At 64.5% G+C, this 18,013-nt stretch carries 18 protein-coding genes; 11 read left to right on the plus strand and 7 right to left on the minus strand.

What is annotated here, in order from left to right; all coding sequences use genetic code 11:
• Positions 1 to 139: 139 nt before the first annotated feature.
• Positions 140 to 1,156 (minus strand): LacI family DNA-binding transcriptional regulator, encoded by a 1,017-nt coding sequence (locus tag ABIB56_RS03220; protein WP_354567438.1) that lies wholly within the window; start codon positions 1,154 to 1,156, stop codon positions 140 to 142.
• An 89-nt stretch (positions 1,157 to 1,245) separates the two neighbouring features.
• Here ABIB56_RS03220 and ABIB56_RS03225 point away from each other — a divergent pair, with 89 nt between their 5' ends.
• The 4 genes from ABIB56_RS03225 to ABIB56_RS03240 all read left to right on the plus strand — a co-directional run bounded on the left by ABIB56_RS03225 (position 1,246) and on the right by ABIB56_RS03240 (position 5,508).
• Positions 1,246 to 3,246, plus strand: coding sequence for an aldo/keto reductase (locus ABIB56_RS03225; RefSeq protein ID WP_354567439.1), 2,001 nt, complete (start codon positions 1,246 to 1,248; stop codon positions 3,244 to 3,246).
• Positions 3,247 to 3,316: 70 nt separating this feature from the next.
• Positions 3,317 to 3,802, plus strand: a complete 486-nt coding sequence (locus tag ABIB56_RS03230; RefSeq protein WP_354567440.1) for a nitroreductase/quinone reductase family protein — start codon at positions 3,317 to 3,319, stop codon at positions 3,800 to 3,802.
• A 194-nt stretch (positions 3,803 to 3,996) separates the two neighbouring features.
• Positions 3,997 to 4,965, plus strand: a complete 969-nt coding sequence (locus ABIB56_RS03235) for a helix-turn-helix transcriptional regulator (protein WP_354567441.1) — start codon at positions 3,997 to 3,999, stop codon at positions 4,963 to 4,965.
• Positions 4,966 to 4,995: 30 nt separating this feature from the next.
• Positions 4,996 to 5,508 carry a mycothiol transferase gene (locus tag ABIB56_RS03240; protein WP_354567442.1) on the plus strand — a complete coding sequence of 171 codons (513 nt, stop codon included), beginning with the start codon at positions 4,996 to 4,998 and terminating at the stop codon, positions 5,506 to 5,508.
• On the opposite strand, the gene ABIB56_RS03245 is transcribed toward ABIB56_RS03240, so the two are convergent.
• The 4 genes from ABIB56_RS03245 to ABIB56_RS03260 all read right to left on the minus strand — a co-directional run bounded on the left by ABIB56_RS03245 (position 5,505) and on the right by ABIB56_RS03260 (position 8,308).
• Positions 5,505 to 5,963, minus strand: a complete 459-nt coding sequence (locus ABIB56_RS03245) for a nucleoside deaminase (RefSeq protein WP_354567443.1) — start codon at positions 5,961 to 5,963, stop codon at positions 5,505 to 5,507. The genes ABIB56_RS03240 and ABIB56_RS03245 overlap by 4 nt on opposite strands.
• On the minus strand, positions 5,960 to 7,396 hold the full coding sequence (locus ABIB56_RS03250; protein ID WP_354567444.1) for a purine-cytosine permease family protein: 1,437 nt from the start codon (positions 7,394 to 7,396) through the stop codon (positions 5,960 to 5,962). The genes ABIB56_RS03245 and ABIB56_RS03250 overlap by 4 nt, the downstream gene beginning before the upstream one ends.
• A 78-nt stretch (positions 7,397 to 7,474) precedes the next feature.
• Positions 7,475 to 7,846, minus strand: a complete 372-nt coding sequence (locus ABIB56_RS03255; protein WP_354567446.1) for an RNA-binding S4 domain-containing protein — start codon at positions 7,844 to 7,846, stop codon at positions 7,475 to 7,477.
• 18 nt (positions 7,847 to 7,864) lie between these two features.
• Entirely contained in the window at positions 7,865 to 8,308 is a 444-nt protein-coding gene (locus ABIB56_RS03260; RefSeq protein ID WP_354567447.1) for a hypothetical protein, read from the minus strand.
• A gap of 158 nt (positions 8,309 to 8,466) precedes the next feature.
• Between ABIB56_RS03260 and ABIB56_RS03265 the strand changes: the two genes are divergently transcribed.
• Together ABIB56_RS03265 and ABIB56_RS03270 are read left to right on the plus strand one after the other, a co-directional pair.
• Positions 8,467 to 9,372, plus strand: coding sequence for a hypothetical protein (locus ABIB56_RS03265; protein ID WP_354567449.1), 906 nt, complete (start codon positions 8,467 to 8,469; stop codon positions 9,370 to 9,372).
• Positions 9,373 to 9,725: 353 nt separating this feature from the next.
• Positions 9,726 to 10,166 (plus strand): chaplin family protein, encoded by a 441-nt coding sequence (locus ABIB56_RS03270; protein WP_502917537.1) that lies wholly within the window; start codon positions 9,726 to 9,728, stop codon positions 10,164 to 10,166.
• Here ABIB56_RS03270 and ABIB56_RS03275 read toward each other — a convergent pair.
• Positions 10,163 to 10,987: a DUF1295 domain-containing protein gene (locus ABIB56_RS03275; protein WP_354567451.1), complete on the minus strand. Its 825-nt coding sequence runs from the start codon at positions 10,985 to 10,987 to the stop codon at positions 10,163 to 10,165. The two genes, ABIB56_RS03270 and ABIB56_RS03275, sit on opposite strands and share 4 nt — an antisense overlap.
• A gap of 45 nt (positions 10,988 to 11,032) precedes the next feature.
• Here ABIB56_RS03275 and ABIB56_RS03280 point away from each other — a divergent pair, with 45 nt between their 5' ends.
• The 4 genes from ABIB56_RS03280 (at position 11,033) to ABIB56_RS03295 (ending at position 13,571) form a co-directional block, all read left to right on the plus strand.
• Positions 11,033 to 11,650 (plus strand): CDP-alcohol phosphatidyltransferase family protein, encoded by a 618-nt coding sequence (locus ABIB56_RS03280; RefSeq protein WP_354567453.1) that lies wholly within the window; start codon positions 11,033 to 11,035, stop codon positions 11,648 to 11,650.
• 24 nt (positions 11,651 to 11,674) lie between these two features.
• On the plus strand, positions 11,675 to 12,151 hold the full coding sequence (locus ABIB56_RS03285; protein ID WP_354567455.1) for an FHA domain-containing protein: 477 nt from the start codon (positions 11,675 to 11,677) through the stop codon (positions 12,149 to 12,151).
• A complete protein-coding gene (gene ftsR, locus ABIB56_RS03290) occupies positions 12,151 to 12,852 on the plus strand; it encodes a transcriptional regulator FtsR (RefSeq protein WP_354567457.1) in 702 nt (233 codons plus the stop codon). Before ABIB56_RS03285 ends, ftsR begins: the two co-directional genes overlap by 1 nt.
• Positions 12,853 to 13,022: 170 nt before the next feature.
• On the plus strand, positions 13,023 to 13,571 hold the full coding sequence (locus ABIB56_RS03295; protein WP_354567459.1) for a MerR family transcriptional regulator: 549 nt from the start codon (positions 13,023 to 13,025) through the stop codon (positions 13,569 to 13,571).
• A 52-nt stretch (positions 13,572 to 13,623) separates the two neighbouring features.
• On the opposite strand, the gene ABIB56_RS03300 is transcribed toward ABIB56_RS03295, so the two are convergent.
• Complete coding sequence (locus ABIB56_RS03300; protein ID WP_354567461.1) at positions 13,624 to 14,430, minus strand: ParA family protein; 807 nt, start codon at positions 14,428 to 14,430, stop codon at positions 13,624 to 13,626.
• Between the two features lie 120 nt (positions 14,431 to 14,550).
• Between ABIB56_RS03300 and ABIB56_RS03305 the strand changes: the two genes are divergently transcribed.
• Positions 14,551 to 17,955, plus strand: coding sequence for a pyruvate carboxylase (locus tag ABIB56_RS03305; RefSeq protein ID WP_354567463.1), 3,405 nt, complete (start codon positions 14,551 to 14,553; stop codon positions 17,953 to 17,955).
• Positions 17,956 to 18,013: the final 58 nt, after the last annotated feature.

The raw sequence follows: 18,013 nt of genomic DNA on the forward strand, positions 1-18,013 counted from the left end.
CTCCGATTACCGGCGTCATCGTTGCGCGCCAAACAGTTAGTTGTTGTGTGCTAACTATATCGCAGGGTATGAGGCCCACCACTCATCGCGGCGACGTCGCACAGTGGACCAAACTCTGCGCCCGCTGGCTCGAGAACCTCTAGGCAGACTCTCGCCTCACGAGGGTGTGTGTCATCCTCGGCTGGGAGTGCGGACCCGAGAGTGGCAGGGTGCCGGAGAGTATTCCTTCGATCAGTTCGAGTGCGACATGGGCGACTTCGGTCTTGTCGAGCGCGAGACTCGTCAGCTCCGGCGTGACGAGCTGGCCGATGTCGAGGCCGTCAATGCCGATGACCGCCATGTCCTGCGGCACCCGCACTCCGGCTCGAGCGAACCCTTTGAGCGCACCCACGGCCATGACGTCATTGAAGACCAGCACCGCGTCGGCGGCGGGATACTGTTCGTGGAGAAGGCGCGCCGCATCCACGCCACCCTGGTGCGTATCCTGCGCCGACACCTCGGAAGCGTTCGACCATGGCAGGCCGTGATCGCGCAGGTAGTCTCGATAGATCAGTCGTCGACGGGATGGTTCCCCGCCCGCATCGATCATCGCGACGTTGCGCCGCCCTGAAGCTACGAGGTAGTCGAGCGCTTCGGTGATTCCGACGGCGTAGTCGATCTCGATGCGCGCCCGATTCTCGTCGAACTGTGCGTCGTCGAGAATCACCGTCGGCACCGAAGCGAGCAGGTCGTCCCAGATCCAGCGATCGTGGGGGAGATGGCCGACAACGGCATCCACTCGGCGCACCAGCGATTCGAGCGCCAGGTTGCCGCTGGCCGGTTGTCGACCGAGGTCACAGACGATCACGCTCCAGTCGCGTTCCGCCGCAAGTCGCACGAGAGAGGAGGCGAGCTCCGGATAGTAGGGGTTTCGCAGGTCGTTGACAACGAATCCGATGGCGACGCTGCGCCCACCGACCAGGCTCTGGGCCGCACGATTGGGGCGGTAGTTGAGTTTCTTCGCCGCATCGAGCACCCTGGTGCGGGTCTGCTGGCTGATGTCCGGAAGCCCATTAAGTGCCCTGGTCACCGTCTGTCGAGAGACTCCGGCAGCCTGCGCGACGTCGATGATCGTGGGGCGGCGGAGGTTCGATTGGTCGTTCTCGGCACTGGGCATAGAAGGCATCGTACTGATAAGCTTGTGCCGTGAACGTTCACGGCAACAAAGCTGACGGTGACAATGCTACACAATCGAGGAGCAGGACAGTGGCTCAAGCCCACCTTCGTTGGGGAATCATCGGACCGGGGTCCATAGCCCACCGGTTCGCCGAGCAACTCCCATCGAGCGCCACCGGCAGGCTCGTCGCGGTCGCCAGTCGAGATCTCTCCCGAGCTGAAGCTTTTGTCGGTGAGTTCGCCACCGGCAATGTAGCGCCGGTGGCCTACGGGTCCTACGCCGAACTCTTGGCGGACACCGACGTCGATGCCGTCTACATCGCCACCGTGCACACCGAGCACGTCCGGCTGGTGATCGAGGCCGCCGAGGCCGGAAAGCACATCATCAGCGAGAAGCCGCTCGCGGTGAATCATGCCGGCGTCATGGTCGCCATCGAAGCTGCTCGCCGTAACGGCGTATACCTCGCCGAGGGGTTCATGTACCGCTTCCATCCGCAGGTCGCGCGGGTTCTCGAGCTGCTGCGCTCCGGCGCGATCGGCGATATCCAGCACGTCGAAGCGTCGTTCTCGTTCTCCGGCGACTTTCCCGCCGATCACCGCCTGAAGAATCCGGATCTCGCCGGTGGCGGCATCCTCGATGTCGGGGGATACCCGGTCTCCGCAGCACGACTGGTCGCGGGAGTCGCCGCAGGGCAGTTGTTTGTTGACCCGGTTTCGCTGACGGCATCCGGCACCATTGGTTCGACCGGTGTCGACGAATGGGCGAGTGCCTCGCTCACTTTCGCGTCAGGGGTCACCGCGCATGTCACCAGTGGCGTCGGTCTCCAGGGCAGGAACGAGGTCGTCGTCTTCGGATCGGCCGGACGCCTCACCCTGCCGGAACCATGGTTGCCGAACATCGTGGATGGCTCGACCATCGAGATCGCCCGAGTGGGTGAACCGGTGGAGGTCATCGCCGTGGCGCCCGCCCATGCCTACGCCCTGCAGGCGGACGCCGCCGCAGAATTTGCGGCAGAGGGCCAGGCTCCGCAGATGAACTGGGCCGACAGTCTCGGCAATGCTCGCACCCTCGACCAGTGGCGTGCAGCAGTCGGCCTGGTCTACCCCTTCGAGCAGCCGACGGCGCTGGTTCCGACAGCCAGCGGATTGCCGCTCGCGGTCGATGCGGGCAACGTCATGCCCTATGGGCAGATCGCCGGGATAGACAAGCGGATGTCGCGCCTGATTCTCGGATGCGACAACCAGACGACCCTGCCGCACGCCTCAGCCATGTTCGACGACTTCGTCGAGCGCGGCGGCAACGCCTTCGACACCGGATACATCTACGGTAACGGCCTGATGGAGAAGCTGCTCGGGCAGTGGGTGACCAATCGTGGCATCCGCGACGACATCGTGATCGTCGGCAAGGGAGCGCACACGCCCTACTGTGATCCGGAATCGCTGACCCGTCAGCTGCTCGAGACTCTCGACCGGTTGCAGACCGACCATCTCGATCTTTACCTGATGCACCGGGACAACCCGGACATCCCGGTCGGCGACTTCGTCGATGTGCTCGACGAGCACGCGAGAGCAGGACGCATCAGCGCGTTCGGGGGATCGAACTGGACCATTCCACGCTTCGAGGCGGCCAATGAGTACGCCCGCGCCAACGACAAGCAAGGCTTCGCCGCGCTGAGCAACCATTTCGGTCTGGCCAGGGCACTGGACGTGCCGTGGGCGGGTTGCGAGCACGCGACCGATCCCGAGTCGAAGAAATGGCTGGAGGAGACTCTCACCCCGCTGCTGCCATGGTCGTCGCAGGCCCGTGGATTCTTCACCGGTCGCGCAGATCCCGCTGACAGGTCGGATGCCGAACTGGTGCGTTGCTACTACAGCGACGACAATTTCGAGCGGCTGGCGCGTGCTCGCTGGCTCGGTGCGGAGCGGGGAGTCGCACCCACGGCGATAGCGCTGGCGTATGTACTCGCACAGAAGTTCCCGACCTTCGCCCTGATCGGCCCACGGAGCATCGAGGAGACGCGAACATCCATGGAGGGTCTGCGCGTCGAACTCAGTGACGAGCAGGTGCGCTGGCTCGACCTGCGCGACTAGGCATCATCTCCGCTTACGACGTGCAATAGCCCGATTGGTGCGGCTGGGAGGGGACGGCAAGAATACCGGCATGCCATCCCCGGTTCGCGGAGTCCGTATCGCCGTCGCCCGCTTTTCCCGCTCGCGCTTCTTCCGGCGCTTCGGCCCGACCATCATGCCGCCGCTGGAGAAAGGGATCGCCTGGGTCACGCGCGGACGCGTGCAGATGAGTGGTCTGCTCGTGCCGTCGCTGGTGCTCCACACCAGCGGCGCCAAGTCGGGCCTCGAACGGCATACCACGCTCATGTACTGTCCGGAGGGTGCGAGCCGGATGCTGGTGACCGGAAGCAATTTCGCCCGTGACAACCATCCGGCTTGGACAGCCAACCTGCTCGCCAACCCCGACGCGGCGGTCAGCGTGCACGGCCGCCGCATCCGGGTGACAGCGACACTGATCGGCGATGACGAGCGCGAGGGCGTCTGGCGCTTCATCGAGCGCCAGTGGCCGGGCTATCGGGGATACGAGCGCGCCTCCGGTCGGATCCTGCGCATTTTCCGACTCACGCCGACTGGTTAGTCGCGCCCAGCGACGGCTCCCACCGTCTCTTTGGCATGATGGCAGGGAACGCGACGCTGCACGTCCTGCTGCTGGGTATCTCGCGCAGCAGCGCGTGGCCTGAGGCCGCATATAGCGACCATGGTGCCATTGTCGGGGCCTCGCTAGTAGTCAAACAGGTCGCCTTCAGTCCTGATTACGACCAAGATTGATGGGTGGCAAAAACAACCTCCAGGGTGCTCGCCCTACTCAACCTCCTGCAGACCCACCGGCAGTGGTCGGGACCACAGCTGGCCGAGCGGCTGAGCGTCACAGAACGCACGCTTCGACGCGATGTCGAACGACTCCGCGCACTCGGATACCGCATCGAAGCCGCCAGGGGAGCGACCGGCGGCTATCGTCTTGAGGCTGGATCCCAGCTCCCTCCGTTGCTGCTCACTGACGACGAAGCGGTGACCATGGCCATCGGACTCCGCGTCGCGGCCAGCCAGGGCATCGTCGAAGGCGAGCAGACCACCCTCAGTGCGATGGCGAAGTTCGAGCAGATTCTCCCTTCTGCGCTTCGCGAGCGGGTCAACGCGATCGCCGGGCTCGCCCGATCCGAGACCCCGCGGAGTGCTGCCGCAGTCTCGCCCGACATGCTCGGCCAGCTCGCTCTCGCCTGCCGCGATGGCGAGCGGATCCGCTTCCATTACGTTGCTGCGAACGGCGATGAAACCGATCGCGTGGTCGAGCCGCACTCCCTCGTCGCGGCCGAACACAGCTGGTTCCTGGTCTGCTGGGATCTTCGTCGTGACGATTGGCGCACCTTTCGTATCGACAGAATGAGCCGCTTCTTCGGCACACGTCTTCGCTTCGAGTCACGCGACCTGCCCGCGGAGAATGCCGCAGAGTTCGTCGCTGCTGCGGTCGCCTCACTTCGGCGGCGTCACAACGCGGAGGTCCTGATCGCACTGCCGCTCGAGGAGATGGTCGAGTATTTCGGGCCGTGGTCGAAGGGCGTGACCCGCGTCGACGACGAGACCACGAGCTGGCCGATCGGTGGTGACAGCTTCGAGCTGATGTTGATGGTCCTGCTCTGGATTCCAGCCGGAGTCGAGTACGAGCTCCGTGGCTCGGATGAATTCCTTGCCTTCGCGCACGAAGCCACTGGTCGGCTGAATAGGTCGCTCCGAGCCACTTGATCGAGGCTCCGATGAGCGTAGGTTCGAATCATGTCTGTTTCTACGAACCTTCTCGTCGACGCCTACGACCGCATCCGGGACAACCTTCATCGTGTGGTTTCCGGCCTCGACGAAGAACAACTCGCCGCCCGTCCGGATGACGAAGGCAACTCGATCGCCTGGCTCGTCTGGCACCTCACACGGGTACAGGACGACCACATCGCTGACACTGCCGGCAGTGAGCAGCTGTGGACCTCCCACGGATGGGAGAAGCGGTTCGGCCTGCCATTCGAGACGGGCGCGACGGGGTATGGCCAGTCGTCGGGCGAGGTCGGTTCCGTGCGGGGACTCAGCGCGGAGCAGCTCGCCGGCTATCACGACGCTGTCCACCAGCGCACCGTCGAGTACATCACCGGCCTGAACGACAGTGACCTCGAGCAGGTGGTCGATGAGGCGTGGGACCCGCCGGTGACCCGCGCGATTCGACTGGTCAGCGTGATCTCCGACGACCTCCAGCACGTCGGCCAGGCGGCCATGGTGCGCGGGCTGATCGGTCGCCGCTAGTCCTCCCCGATGTCCTCGTTCCAGAGCTCCGGGTTGTCGGTGATGAATGTACTCATCATGGAAACGAGTTCCGGGTCGTTCACGACCGTCAGCTGCACGCCATTCTCCGCGAGCCAATCCTGGCCGCCCAAGAAATTTGTGTCGTCGCCGACAACCACGTGACCGATGCCGAACTGGCGCACGAGTCCTGAGCAGTACCAGCAGGGCGACAGGGTCGTGACCATCACCGTGTCACGATAGCTCCGCTGCCGTCCCGCGTTGTGGAACGCGTTCGTCTCGGCGTGCATCGCAGCATCGCCGTCCTGCACCCGACGGTTGTGACCGCTGCCGAGCAGGGTGCCGTCCGAGGCGAAGAGCGCCGCGCCGATCGGGATACCGCCCTCCGCCGCGCCCATCGCGGCCTCAGCGACGGCGACGGCCAGCTTCTCGGCATTGGTTGCGTAGACGGTGGTCATGCGACCTCGTCCGCCGCATCCACACCGATGACGACCGATGGCGTCTCGCTGAGCGAGCCGCCGAGTCGAGGTTTGATGGCCAGGAAGATCAGCAGGTAGGTCACCGCGGCCAGCACGAAACCGACGATCGCGGTGAGGTCGCCAATCGCCGGGGCGGCCTTCACGACCAGCCCGGAATAGAAGGCCTGGTTGGAGAACAGCACGATGGAGACGACAAGCCCGATGAGGAAGGCGATGATGCCGGCCGCATTCCGATACTTCGCCTGATCGGTGACGATCGACGAGATCTCCGTTCCCCGTCGCAGGTAGCGGTCGACGAGCACGACGCCGAGCCACGGCGCGATCCAGTAGGCGATCACCAGCAGGAAATTCTCGTAGGTGTGCCCGGCGTCCGGAAGGGCGCTCCAGGCGATGAAGAAACCGACGACACCGAAGCTGAGCGCGATGATCGCCCTGCGCAGCGCGAAGGGAATCTTGATCCCCGCGGCGAGGAAGGACATGGCTCCCGAGTAGATGTTGAGCGCGTTGGCGGCGATGGCGCCGACCGCGATCGCCACCAGGGTGAGGTCGCGGATGACGACAGGCATGCTCGCGGTGAAGGAGGTGGTCGGGTCATCCGGGTTGAATCCGGCGATCGTCGCGGCGGCGGCACCCGCGCCCATGAGTACGACGCAGGAGATGAAGTTGCCGAGGCCGGCAGCCCAGCCGATCGTGGCCTTGCGTGTCGCGGCCTTCAGGTAGCGGCTGTAATCGGAGGCGTAGGGATTCCATCCGGCGGCATAGCCGAAGGCGGCACCCGCAGCGAGAGTGAAACCACCGAAGCTAAAGCCTCCGCCCTTGACCTCTCCGCCGATGTTCGCGTGCATGAAGATCGTGACCGTGGCGACGATGAAGATCGCGCCGAGGATGTAGCTGGAGTACCGCTCGAAGACCTGCACCAGGTCATGGCCGATGAACGCGACAGCGACCTCGATGACCACGACGATGAGCAGCGACAGCACCGTCGGCATCCCGGTGAGGGTGGAGAGCGCGAAGGCGCCGCTGACCGAGTTGACGGCGAACCAGCCGAGCCCGGCCATCACCGTGTTCAGCGCGGCCGGAAGGATGTTGCCGCGATACCCGAAGGCGGTGCGGCTGAGCACCATCTGGGCGAGTCCCTCGCGCGGGCCCCAGGTGGAGAGGATTCCCTGCGTCAGGGCGCCGGCGGCTGTACCGAGCACGAGTGCGGCCATTGCCTGCCAGAAGCCGAGTCCGAAGAAGGCGACGGCGATCACGCCGACGAAGATGGTGGCGAACTCGAGATTGGGGGCGGTCCAGGTGGCGAAGAGTTGCCATGGCGAACCGTGTCGTTTATCGGAGGGGATGGCTTCGATGCCACCCGGTTCGATGATCGGCGCCTTGACGGAATGGAGGGTGGCGGTTGCATCAGTCATTCCCGAATCCTAGGGATTCGCGGGGTCGGCCACGAACGGGAACGGCAATACTTCACACGGTGTTTACATGACGCGGCGTCAGTGCCCGCGTAGCCTCTCGATGTCGCGCCTGTCGCGTTTGGTCGGTCGGCCTGCGCCGCGATCCCTGACCACGCGCAGGGCGACTTCTTCGCGCGGCGGCGGAGGAGGCGTGAGGTCCACAAAACACTCCGCGGCGACGGCCGCGCTGACCCGCTTCGTGATGAGGCGTGCCACCCGGAGGGTGCGCTCGGTCTCGCTGGTGCGCACCCGCACCTCGTCGCCGACGTGCAGCGGCTGGGCGGCTTTGACCCTCTCGCCGTTCACCTGCACGTGACCGGCGCGGCAGGCAGTCGTCGCCGCAGAACGGGTCTTGGCAACGCGCACGGCCCAGACCCAACTGTCGACACGAACGCTCGATCCGGTATCCACTTCTCGAGCCTAGGCCGGTCAGGCGTCGGAGAGGGCGCCCTTCCAGGCGACCAGGCCGCGCACGGTGTCGCTTGGATCGTCCGCGAGCCGCTCCATGGCATCGGCCGGTACGAAGAAGTTGAGCGCGAGAAAGCCGCGCACCCGTTCTGACGCATCGTCGACGAGGGAGCGCAGCACATCGCAGGGGGCAGCCTCATTGCGGGCGACACAGGAGCGAACGCCGTCGTCGGTGTCCTTCGCCAGAGTCTCGAAGAGATCCTGCGGGGTGTTGTGGCTGCTCGCCACGCTCTCGCGGATTTTGGGATTCCGGTCGGAGGCAAGCAGCCGAAGACGCCGGATCTTGCTCTCGGTCACCGGGGGAGCGGGATGTTGGGCCGCGACCTCTTCCGGAGTCAGCATGACGGGGCGGTGGTCGCGCATCGCCTGGCGCTGAGCCGGCGTATTGAATCGGATGCAGGACATCCTTCGACGCTACTCTCTCGGTCTCGAGACAGGGAGGAGGCACCCCGGGAGCGTCCTTCTGTATGTCGCCCGTAAACTTCGATTTTTTTGATTCGGGGATAGACAGGCCCGTTGTGACATGCCTGCTCTGGGGGCAATCAACCGGTGGGGTGATTGACATGGTTGTCGTGGAAATTCATGAGCCTGTCAGTCACGCGCGTTTCCTCCTCGGCGCTCTCGCCGGTGCGGGTTTTGTTGTCGCCGGGATATTCCTCCTTGCCGTCTCTCCAGCGCATGCGGATGAAGGCGACACGGCGACCGGAGCGGTGTCTTCGTTTCTTTCTGAAGTGACACACCCCGTCTCAAACCTTCTCGACTCTACCCGTGACGCGGTAAGCGGTCTCACCCAGGGTGTGACGGCGGCTGTTCCTCAGCCCGTCGTAGCCGCAGTCCAACCGGTCGCGACGCCCGTTACACGGGCCGTTTGCCCTGTAGTGGCCAGCGTTCCTACCCAGCCTGTGGCGCGGCTGCTGCAGCCGGTCACCAGCCTCGTGGATCCCATCGTCAGCAGCATTCCTGTGGTGAGCGACCTGCTCGGTGCAAATGCCACACAGACACTGACCGATCCCGTGGCCGACCTCGTTGACAACGCGATGCGCTCGATCACATCCGAGCTCGTCACCGAGCTCCCTGGGGCTGATGCCCCGGCGGGTCCGTCACTCGGTGCTACCGAACCAACGATCCTGCCCCAGGCAACCGCAGACGTCTTTGTCGACCAGGCGAGTGTCGCAGTCGCTTCGCCATCGTCGATACGCAACTTCGACACGGTTTCTTCGGATTCTTCCGCTCTCACCAGGCCGTTCCGGCCCAATACTCCACACGCTCCCGACGGGCAGCCAGCTGTAGCGCCGGCTCCCGCTGGCAGCGGCAGTTCTGCGCCCTCCGGCGGCGCGCTCGGAGCGGTGGCATCTGACGCCCAGCACGCTTCGCTGTTCCTGCACGCGGCCATGGCGCTGCGTGCCCTCGACTCCGACGATGCGCTTCCGTCATCGCCGATCTTCGATCTCGGTTCAACCCGCGACTGAGTGAGTTCGCGCCTGCCTGGATTCCGGGGCAGGACACGCGAACCACGTCTCCCGCTTCGTGGGAGCACGCTCACTCATCCATTTTGGAGTTGAATCACAATGAAAAAGCTTGTGAAAAAGCTACTTCTGAGAGGGTTGTACCTGACTCTCGCCGTCGGAGGGCTCACGCTCCTCGCCGCGACCGCGGCCAACGCCGCGGACAACACGACAACAGGCGATGGCGGCCTGCTTTCCGGAACGCAGGCCGTCCTCGGTCTGAACATTCCGCTCGACCTGTCGGGTAACGCGATCTCCCTGCTCGGGAATTCCGCCTCGTCGAACTCGACGACCGCCCGGCTGCGGCTGCCGCTCCGGTGGGTACGACGTCCGGACAGGACGGCGCAGCATCCGGCACCCAGGCGCTGGTCAATGTGGCCGTCCCGATCGATCTCTCCGGTAACGCGATCAGCGTTCTCGGCGACTCGAATTCTTCGGATTCGACCACTGCCGCCGCTCCTGCGGTAGCACCCGCACCGGCCGCCGCGGCCCCTGCAACGACGAATGGCGGCGACTCGCTACTCGGCGGAACACAGGGACTCATCGGTCTCGACATCCCAGTGACCGTCGGAGGCACCGCCATCTCGGTACTCGGCGAATCGAGCAGCTCAGGCTCGACGAGCAACCAGGGATCGACGGATGCCGCCACCCCAGCCGACTTCACCAACGCCTCGACCACGGGTGACGACGGAATCCTCGGCGGCACACAGATCGCTCCGGATGATGATGGCTCGGCAGAGGCCTGCCCGAAAAGTTAGGCGACGGCCGACTCTGCGGTTTCGTGGCCCGGCACCCACGGCACGATCGGCGAGGTGCGCTTCTGATAAGACGCGTACTCCGGGTACTTCTTGAGAGTGATGCTCTCGGTGAAGATCGTCGAGCCGATGAAGAGGCCGGTGAGCAGCAGCGGGCCGAGCACCGTCCACTGTAGAACCGAGCCCGCAGCTGAGGTGCCGAAGAAGAACAGCACCCACCATTGCGCCTGCTCGAAGAAGAAGTTGGGATGGCGCGAGAACCTGAACAGCCCCGACTGCAGGAAGCGCGGGCTCGGCTCGCGGCCCGCCGCTACCTCCGCACGCTTCCAGCCGTGGAAGTTCCACTGCTGCTGGTCGGCCACCGTCTCGCCGGCCAGGAAGGCTAGGAAGATCAGTGTGAGGACCAGGTCCAGGATGTCGAACGGGCGCGCCCGGTTGGTATAGGCGGTCTGCGCAGGCAGGGTGATGAGAAGAAGGATGGCGTTCTGGTAGAGCACTATGAAGAACAGGTTGAACAGCTGGAACTGCCACGGCTTCATCCGTGCCCTGAGGATCGGCCAGCGGTAGTCCTCAACCCCGTTGTAGCCGCCCTTGCGGGCAAAGTTGAAGGTCAGCCGCGCACCCCAGAGGGTGACGAGGATCGCCATGACGTCCAACCGGGCATCCGCGAGGTCCGCGAAGAGCGCAAAAATCCAGACATAGATCACGGGCACGATCGACCAGATACGGTCAACCCATGAGGTGTCTCTGGTGATGAGCGAGGCGATCCAGGCGAAGACGCAAAACAGGCCCGCGAGAATCAGCACGACGATAACGGGAGTCATCGTCGAATCTTATCGCCGCCCTTCCCCTCGATAGACTCGGTGACTGTGGAGTCTCAACAGCAGAACCAGGTGAGTTCGAGAATCCTCACGATCCCGAACGGACTCAGCTTCATCAGGCTGCTGCTCGTTCCTGTCTTCCTCGATCTGATCATCATCGGGCAGGACGGGTTGGCACTGCTCGTACTCGTTATTTCAAGCGTGACGGACTACCTGGACGGCATGATCGCCCGCGGCCTCAACCAGGTGTCCCGGCTCGGTCAATTGCTCGACCCGGCTGCGGACCGGCTGTTCATCTTCGCCGCACTCGTCGGTCTCGCCATCCGTGAGGTCATCCCGTGGTGGCTCTTCGTGGTGATCGTCGGTCGCGATGTGATGCTTATCGTGCTCGGCATCGTGCTCGCCAATCACGGATACGGTCCACTACCCGTGCACCATCTCGGCAAGGTCGCGACTTTCAGCCTCTTCTATGCCCTTCCCATCCTGATGATCGGCCAGGCCTTCCCCGGCGCTGTCTGGTTGACATCGCCGATCGGCTGGGCTTTCGCGCTCTGGGGAGCCTTCCTCTACTGGTGGGCCGGAATCATCTACCTGCTCGAAACTGTGAGGGTGGTCACAATTCCGCGGGTGGATGCGGCCGCCGAATCAGATACGCTTGGGCGCTAAGCAAAAGCAAGGGAGGTGTGCGCCATGACCGATTCAGATGAGAATGACCAGGACGCGAAGAATCCTCCTCGCGAGGACGACACGACTCTCCACCTGAGCGCAGAATTCGAGGCACAACTCGCCGCGCTCGAGGGCGAAGTGTCACCGGAAGAGCAGCAGGCGATCGCCGCGCTACCCTCCGGTTCAGCGCTGTTAGTCGTTCGACGGGGGCCGAACATGGGTGCACGATTCTTGTTGGATGCGGATGTGACGGCGGCTGGTCGGCATCCGGATGCCGATATCTTTCTCGATGACGTGACGGTCTCGCGTCGCCACAGCCAGTTTCTGCGCCACGGCACCGCGTTTGAGATCAGGGACCTCGGCTCCCTCAACGGTACTTATTTCGATGGCGTGCGCATCGACACTGCGCTCCTGAGCGATGGGGCCGAGGTGCAGGTCGGCAAGTTCCGACTCACCTTTTACGCGTCCCGAGTAGATCTCGCGCACCGAGCGAGCAAGTAGTGGCACGGTCCGCCGCCCAGGCCAGAGTGCCTGGGGCCACGAACCTACTCAGTATCGGACAGGTGCTCGCCAGACTCACCGCCGAATTTCCGGATCTCACCCCGTCGAAGCTGCGGTTTCTCGAGGAACGCCAGCTGATCTGCCCGGCGCGCACCGAGTCCGGCTACCGCAAATTCTCGTCGACCGATCTTGACCGCCTTCGTTTCGTCCTCACAATGCAGCGCGATCACTACCTGCCGCTCAAGGTGATTCGCGGATATCTCGACGACATCGACGCGGGACGGCCTCCGGCACTCCCTGGCGGCTCCACCTTCGCCTCGCCGTCGATTCTCTCCAGCGAGCGTCGCCTGCACCGGGACGAACTGATCCGTGAGTCGGGCGCTACGCCGCAGCTGTTGAACGACGCGGTCTCCTCTTCTCTCATCGCCGCAGCCGACCTGTACGGTGAGGAGGCCCTCGCGGTGCTCCGTTCGCTCGTCGAACTCCAGCGCTCCGGTATCGAACCGCGACACCTTCGCGGCTTTCGGGCAGCTGCCGAACGCGAGCTCGGTCTCATCGAAAGCGCCCTCATTCCGGTGTCGCGCCGAAAAGACGCGTCGAGCAGGGCGAAGGCGGCGGAACTCGCGCGCGAGATCGCCGGACAACTGGAGATCGTGCGCGGCAGCCTGATTCGCTCTGCGCTCTCGAGGCTCGACACGTAAGCTGGATGTTCCAGACAGGGTCGTCTCGGGAAGCAATCTCACCGACACGCCGGGGCAGTAGGAGAGCAAAGACGACGTTCAGGGCACACCGCTCGGTAACGTGGTCCACGACAGAAGTATCAACCACTCCTTGAACGTTGGAAGTGGTCGACGAGGTGGAAGGCAGTCAGATGAGCGAACTCAGTACCCGTAGCGAGGATTCTCGTTACGACCTCGGTTTGCTCTTCACCGACGGCCTCCCCGATCTCGATGACGCTGCCGGATATCGCGGCGCGATCGCTGCTCGGGCGGCAGGCATCAGCTACCGCCAGCTGGACTACTGGGCACGTACGGAACTCGTGGAGCCGACGGTGCGTGGTGCTGCCGGTTCCGGTTCCCAGAGGTTGTACGGGTTTCGCGACATCCTCGTTCTCAAACTCGTCAAGCGCCTGCTCGATACCGGAATTTCGCTGCAGCAGATCCGTACCGCGGTCAACCAGCTCCGCGAAGCCGGCGTGAGCGACCTGGCCCAGACCACTCTCATGAGCGACGGCGCCAGCGTCTACCTCTGCACCTCCAACGACGAGGTCATCGATCTCGTCAGCCGCGGCCAGGGTGTCTTCGGTATCGCCGTGGGCAAGGTGCTCCGCGAGGTGGAGACCAGCCTCGTGGAACTCGACTCAGAGCGTCCGGATGCCGCTGACGAGTTGGCGGCCCGTCGCGCCTCGAAGGCTTCCTGACCTCAACCGTGTCGTCGTTACGATGAACGCTGTTTCGGGGCGGTAGCTTCGACTAGGCGGTAACCGCGTACTCGCCCATCTTCGCCGTGCGAAGAACCCGGTCGAGCAGCAGGTCGAAGTTGTGGGCCATCTCCTGTGCGCTCTCACCGGGCCATACGTGCAGGGGCTTGGCTGCACCCTGAGCCTGCTGAAGTGACGTGCGCTCCGGCAGCTGGGGGCTGAGCACGAGAGGTCCGAACATGTCGCGGAGTTCCTTGATGCGGAACTGATGCTCAAGCGACTGCACGCGAGCACGGTTCACGATGATGCCGAGCGGCTGGAGCCTGGGGGAGAGCCCGCGACGGATCTCTTCGATCGCGCGGAGAGCCCGGTCGGCGGCCGCGACGGAGAAGAGACCCGGCTCGGTGACGACGGCGACGCGATCACTCGCAGCCCACGCTGTACGGGTGAGCGCGTTGAGCGACGGAGCGCAGTCGATGAGCACGAGGTCGTAGTCGGCCTCGACATTGGCGAGAGCTTCTTCGAGCTTCCAGATGTCACGGATGCTCGGGTGCGGTCCGTCGAAGTTGATCGCTGACGGACTGCCGATCATCACGTCGATCTTGCCGGCGTGAGCCCTTGTCCATCCGCTCGGCGCGATGGCCGCGCGAACGATCTTCTCCTTGGGGGAGGCGAGAACGTCGGCGACATTGAGATGACCGGCGACGTTGATGTCCATACCGGTCGAGACATCCGACTGCGGATCGAGGTCAACGACAAGAGTGCGAAGCCCCTTCGCGAAAGCGGCCGAGGCGAGCCCAAGCGTTACCGTGGTCTTTCCCACTCCTCCTTTGAGGGAGCTGACGCTGAGTACATGCACAAGAAGAGACGATACCTTCACTAGTCTGAAAGAACCTAAATCTTCGCTGTGCGGATACAGCAAATGCGGCTGGGCTCCTTCTGCCCCCGCTCTAAGCTGGCCGGAGTCGGAAAGGACCAGATGTTCACAAAGATCCTCGTGGCCAATCGCGGCGAAATCGCGATTCGCGCCTTCCGCGCCGCCTATGAGCTCGGCGCCTCGACGGTGGCTGTTTTCCCGTATGAGGATCGCAACTCGATGCACCGTCTGAAAGCCGACGAGGCCTACCAGATCGGCGAGCCGGGGCATCCGGTGCGCGCCTACCTCGACGTGTCGGAGATCATCCGTGTCGCGCTCGAATGCGGTGCCGATGCGATCTACCCCGGCTACGGGTTCCTCTCAGAAAACCCGGAGTTGGCCGAGGCCGCCGCCGCCGCCGGGATCACGTTCATTGGTCCTGGCCAGCACGTGCTCGAGATGGCGGGCAATAAAGTCACCGCGAAGGAGCATGCGATCGCCGCGGGTGTTCCCGTGCTCAAATCGACCCCGGCGTCCAAAGACCTCGACGAGTTGCTCGGCGGCGCCGACGAGATTGGTTTCCCGATCTTCGCTAAGGCGGTCGCGGGCGGCGGTGGGCGTGGCATGCGTCGCGTTGAGAAGAAAGAAGATTTGAAGGCCGCCCTCGAGGAGGCCATGCGTGAAGCCGACAGTGCGTTCGGTGACCCGACGATGTTCCTCGAGCAGGCTGTGGTGCGTCCCCGTCATATCGAGGTGCAGATCCTCGCGGATTCCACTGGCGAGACCGTGCACCTCTTCGAGCGCGACTGCTCGGTGCAGCGTCGTCACCAGAAGGTCGTGGAGATCGCTCCGGCGCCGAACCTGGACGAAGACACCCGCCAGGCCATGTACCGCGATGCCATCGCTTTCGCGAAGTCGATCGGCTACGTCAACGCGGGCACCGTCGAGTTTCTGCTCGACACCGCGGGGGAGCGCAAAGGCCAGCACGTCTTCATAGAGATGAACCCGCGTATCCAGGTCGAGCACACGGTGACCGAGGAGGTCACCGACGTCGACCTCGTGCAGTCACAGATGCGGATCGCCTACGGCCAGACGCTCAAGGAGCTCGGCCTGCAGCAGGGCGACCTCCGCCTGCGCGGTGCCGCGCTGCAGTGCCGCATCACCACCGAGGACCCGGCCGCGGGCTTCCGGCCTGATACCGGCAAGATCACCACCTACCGCTCGCCCGGCGGCGGCGGCATCCGTCTCGACGGTGGAACCATCGATCCCGGCACCCAGATCAGTCCGCACTTCGACTCGATGCTGGTGAAGATGACCTGCCGCGGCCGGGACTTCGCCGCCGCCGTCGCGCGGGCCAAGCGCGGTCTCGCTGAGTTCCGCATCCGTGGTGTCTCCACCAACATCCCCTTCCTGCAGGCCGTGCTCGACGACCCGTCGTTCGCCGCTGGAGATCTCAGCACCGCCTTCATCGAGGAACGCCCACAGCTCTTCCACACCCACCAGTCCAAGGACCGCGGTACCAAGATCCTCAACTGGATCGCGGATGTCACCGTCAACCGCCCCTATGGCGACGGCGAGGGCATCATCAACCCGTCCATCAAGCTGCCGAAGGTCGACCTTGCACAGCCGGCGCCCGCTGGATCGCGCCAGCGCCTGCTCGAGCTCGGCCCGGCAGGATTCGCTTCGGCGCTTCGCCAGCAGACAGCTCTCGCAGTGACCGAGACAACCTTCCGCGATGCCCACCAGTCGCTGCTCGCCACCCGGGTACGCACCAGGGATCTCGTGGCCGTCGCGCCGTATGTCGCGCGACTGACGCCTGAACTGCTATCCGTAGAGGCCTGGGGGGGAGCGACCTACGATGTCGCACTGCGCTTCCTCGGTGAAGATCCGTGGGATCGTCTCGCCAGCCTGCGCGAGGCTCTGCCGAACGTTGCCATCCAGATGCTGCTGCGCGGGCGCAACACCGTCGGGTACACGCCGTATCCCACCGAGGTCACGGACGCCTTCGTTCGCGAGGCTGCCTCCACGGGCGTTGACATCTTCCGCATCTTCGACGCCCTCAACGACGTCTCGCAGATGCGCCCCGCCATTGACGCCGTCCTCGCTACCGGGAGTGCTGTCGCGGAAGTGGCAGTCTGCTACACCGGCGACCTGCTCGACCCGTCGGAAGACCTCTACACGCTCGACTACTACCTGAAACTGGCCGAGCAGATCGTCGAGGCTGGCGCTCACATCCTCGCCGTCAAGGACATGGCAGGCCTGCTGCGCGCGAACGCCGCCGAGAAGCTGGTAACCGCCCTGCGCGATCGTTTCGACCTTCCTGTGCACGTGCACACCCACGACACCGCCGGCGGCCAGCTGGCCACCCTGCTCGCTGCCAGCCGTGCTGGAGCAGACGCAGTGGATGTGGCGAGCGCGCCGATGGCCGGAACCACCAGCCAGCCATCAGCATCCGCGCTCGTCGCCGCGCTCGCGCACACCGAACGCGACACCGGACTCTCCCTGCAGGCGGTCTCGGACCTCGAGCCGTACTGGGAGGCCGTGCGCCACGCGTACAAGCCTTTCGAGTCCGGCCTGCCAGGCCCCACCGGTCGCGTTTATCATCACGAGATTCCCGGCGGGCAGCTCAGTAATCTTCGCCAGCAGGCGATCGCTCTCGGTCTCGCGGACCAGTTCGAAAAGATCGAGGACCTGTACGCGGCGGCCAACAGGATTCTCGGCCGTCCCCCCAAGGTCACGCCGTCGTCGAAGGTGGTCGGCGATCTCGCGCTCGCCCTCGCGGCGGCGAATGCGGACCCCGACGACTTCGAGCAGAACCCCGACAAGTACGACATCCCGGACTCGGTGATCGGCTTCATGGCCGGCGAGCTCGGCGATTTGCCCGGCGGCTGGCCTGAACCATTCCGCACCAAGGTGCTGGCCGGACGCAAAGTTAAGATCGGGGTCGAGGAGATCAGCGAGGACGACCGCGCTGGTCTCGCCGGCGACGCGAAGTCCCGGCGGTCGACGCTCAATCGACTGCTGTTCCCTGGCCCGACCAAGCAGTTCGAGCAGGTACGCGAGCTCTACGGCGACCTCTCGGTCGTCGATACCGTCGACTACCTCTACGGCCTGCGCCAGGGGTCGGAGCAGATCATCGAGATCAGCAAGGGTGTGAGCCTCTACGTGGGTCTCGAGGCGATCGGCGAGGCCGACGACAAGGGCATGCGCACGGTCATGACGATCCTCAATGGCCAGCTGCGTCCGGTGTTCATCCGCGATCGCGGCATTGCCGTAGAGAACAAGTCTGCTGAGAAAGCGGATGCCGCAAAGCCAGGCCATGTCGCGGCCCCGTTCTCCGGTGTGGTCACCCTGCAGGTCGCGGAGGGCGACACCGTCGAACTCGGACAGAGCGTTGCGTCGATCGAAGCCATGAAGATGGAGGCGGCCATCACCGCCGCCCTCGGTGGCACCGTGCGTCGTCTGGCTGTACCGAAAACCCAACAGGTGGACGGTGGCGACCTTCTCCTCGAAATCGCGCCGGCCTAAGAACTGCACCTAGGCTGCGCCCGCGGCCGCGAGTACCGTTCCCAACGACGGCTCGCGG

Source organism: Glaciihabitans sp. UYNi722 (genome assembly GCF_040549465.1).
Classification (GTDB): domain Bacteria; phylum Actinomycetota; class Actinomycetes; order Actinomycetales; family Microbacteriaceae; genus Lacisediminihabitans.

What these genes read in the sequence shown, in the direction of transcription:
- ABIB56_RS03305 (WP_354567463.1), top strand. Translation starts at nt 14,551, where the DNA reads ATGTTCACAAAGATCCTCGTGGCCAATCGCGGCGAAATCGCGATTCGC.
- ABIB56_RS03220 (WP_354567438.1), bottom strand. Translation starts at nt 1,156, where the DNA reads ATGCCCAGTGCCGAGAACGACCAATCGAACCTCCGCCGCCCCACGATC.
- ABIB56_RS03275 (WP_354567451.1), bottom strand. Translation starts at nt 10,987, where the DNA reads ATGACTCCCGTTATCGTCGTGCTGATTCTCGCGGGCCTGTTTTGCGTC.
- ABIB56_RS03265 (WP_354567449.1), top strand. Translation starts at nt 8,467, where the DNA reads ATGGTTGTCGTGGAAATTCATGAGCCTGTCAGTCACGCGCGTTTCCTC.
- ABIB56_RS03285 (WP_354567455.1), top strand. Translation starts at nt 11,675, where the DNA reads ATGACCGATTCAGATGAGAATGACCAGGACGCGAAGAATCCTCCTCGC.
- ABIB56_RS03230 (WP_354567440.1), top strand. Translation starts at nt 3,317, where the DNA reads ATGCCATCCCCGGTTCGCGGAGTCCGTATCGCCGTCGCCCGCTTTTCC.
- ABIB56_RS03250 (WP_354567444.1), bottom strand. Translation starts at nt 7,396, where the DNA reads ATGACTGATGCAACCGCCACCCTCCATTCCGTCAAGGCGCCGATCATC.
- ABIB56_RS03240 (WP_354567442.1), top strand. Translation starts at nt 4,996, where the DNA reads ATGTCTGTTTCTACGAACCTTCTCGTCGACGCCTACGACCGCATCCGG.
- ABIB56_RS03245 (WP_354567443.1), bottom strand. Translation starts at nt 5,963, where the DNA reads ATGACCACCGTCTACGCAACCAATGCCGAGAAGCTGGCCGTCGCCGTC.
- ABIB56_RS03295 (WP_354567459.1), top strand. Translation starts at nt 13,023, where the DNA reads ATGAGCGAACTCAGTACCCGTAGCGAGGATTCTCGTTACGACCTCGGT.
- ABIB56_RS03260 (WP_354567447.1), bottom strand. Translation starts at nt 8,308, where the DNA reads ATGTCCTGCATCCGATTCAATACGCCGGCTCAGCGCCAGGCGATGCGC.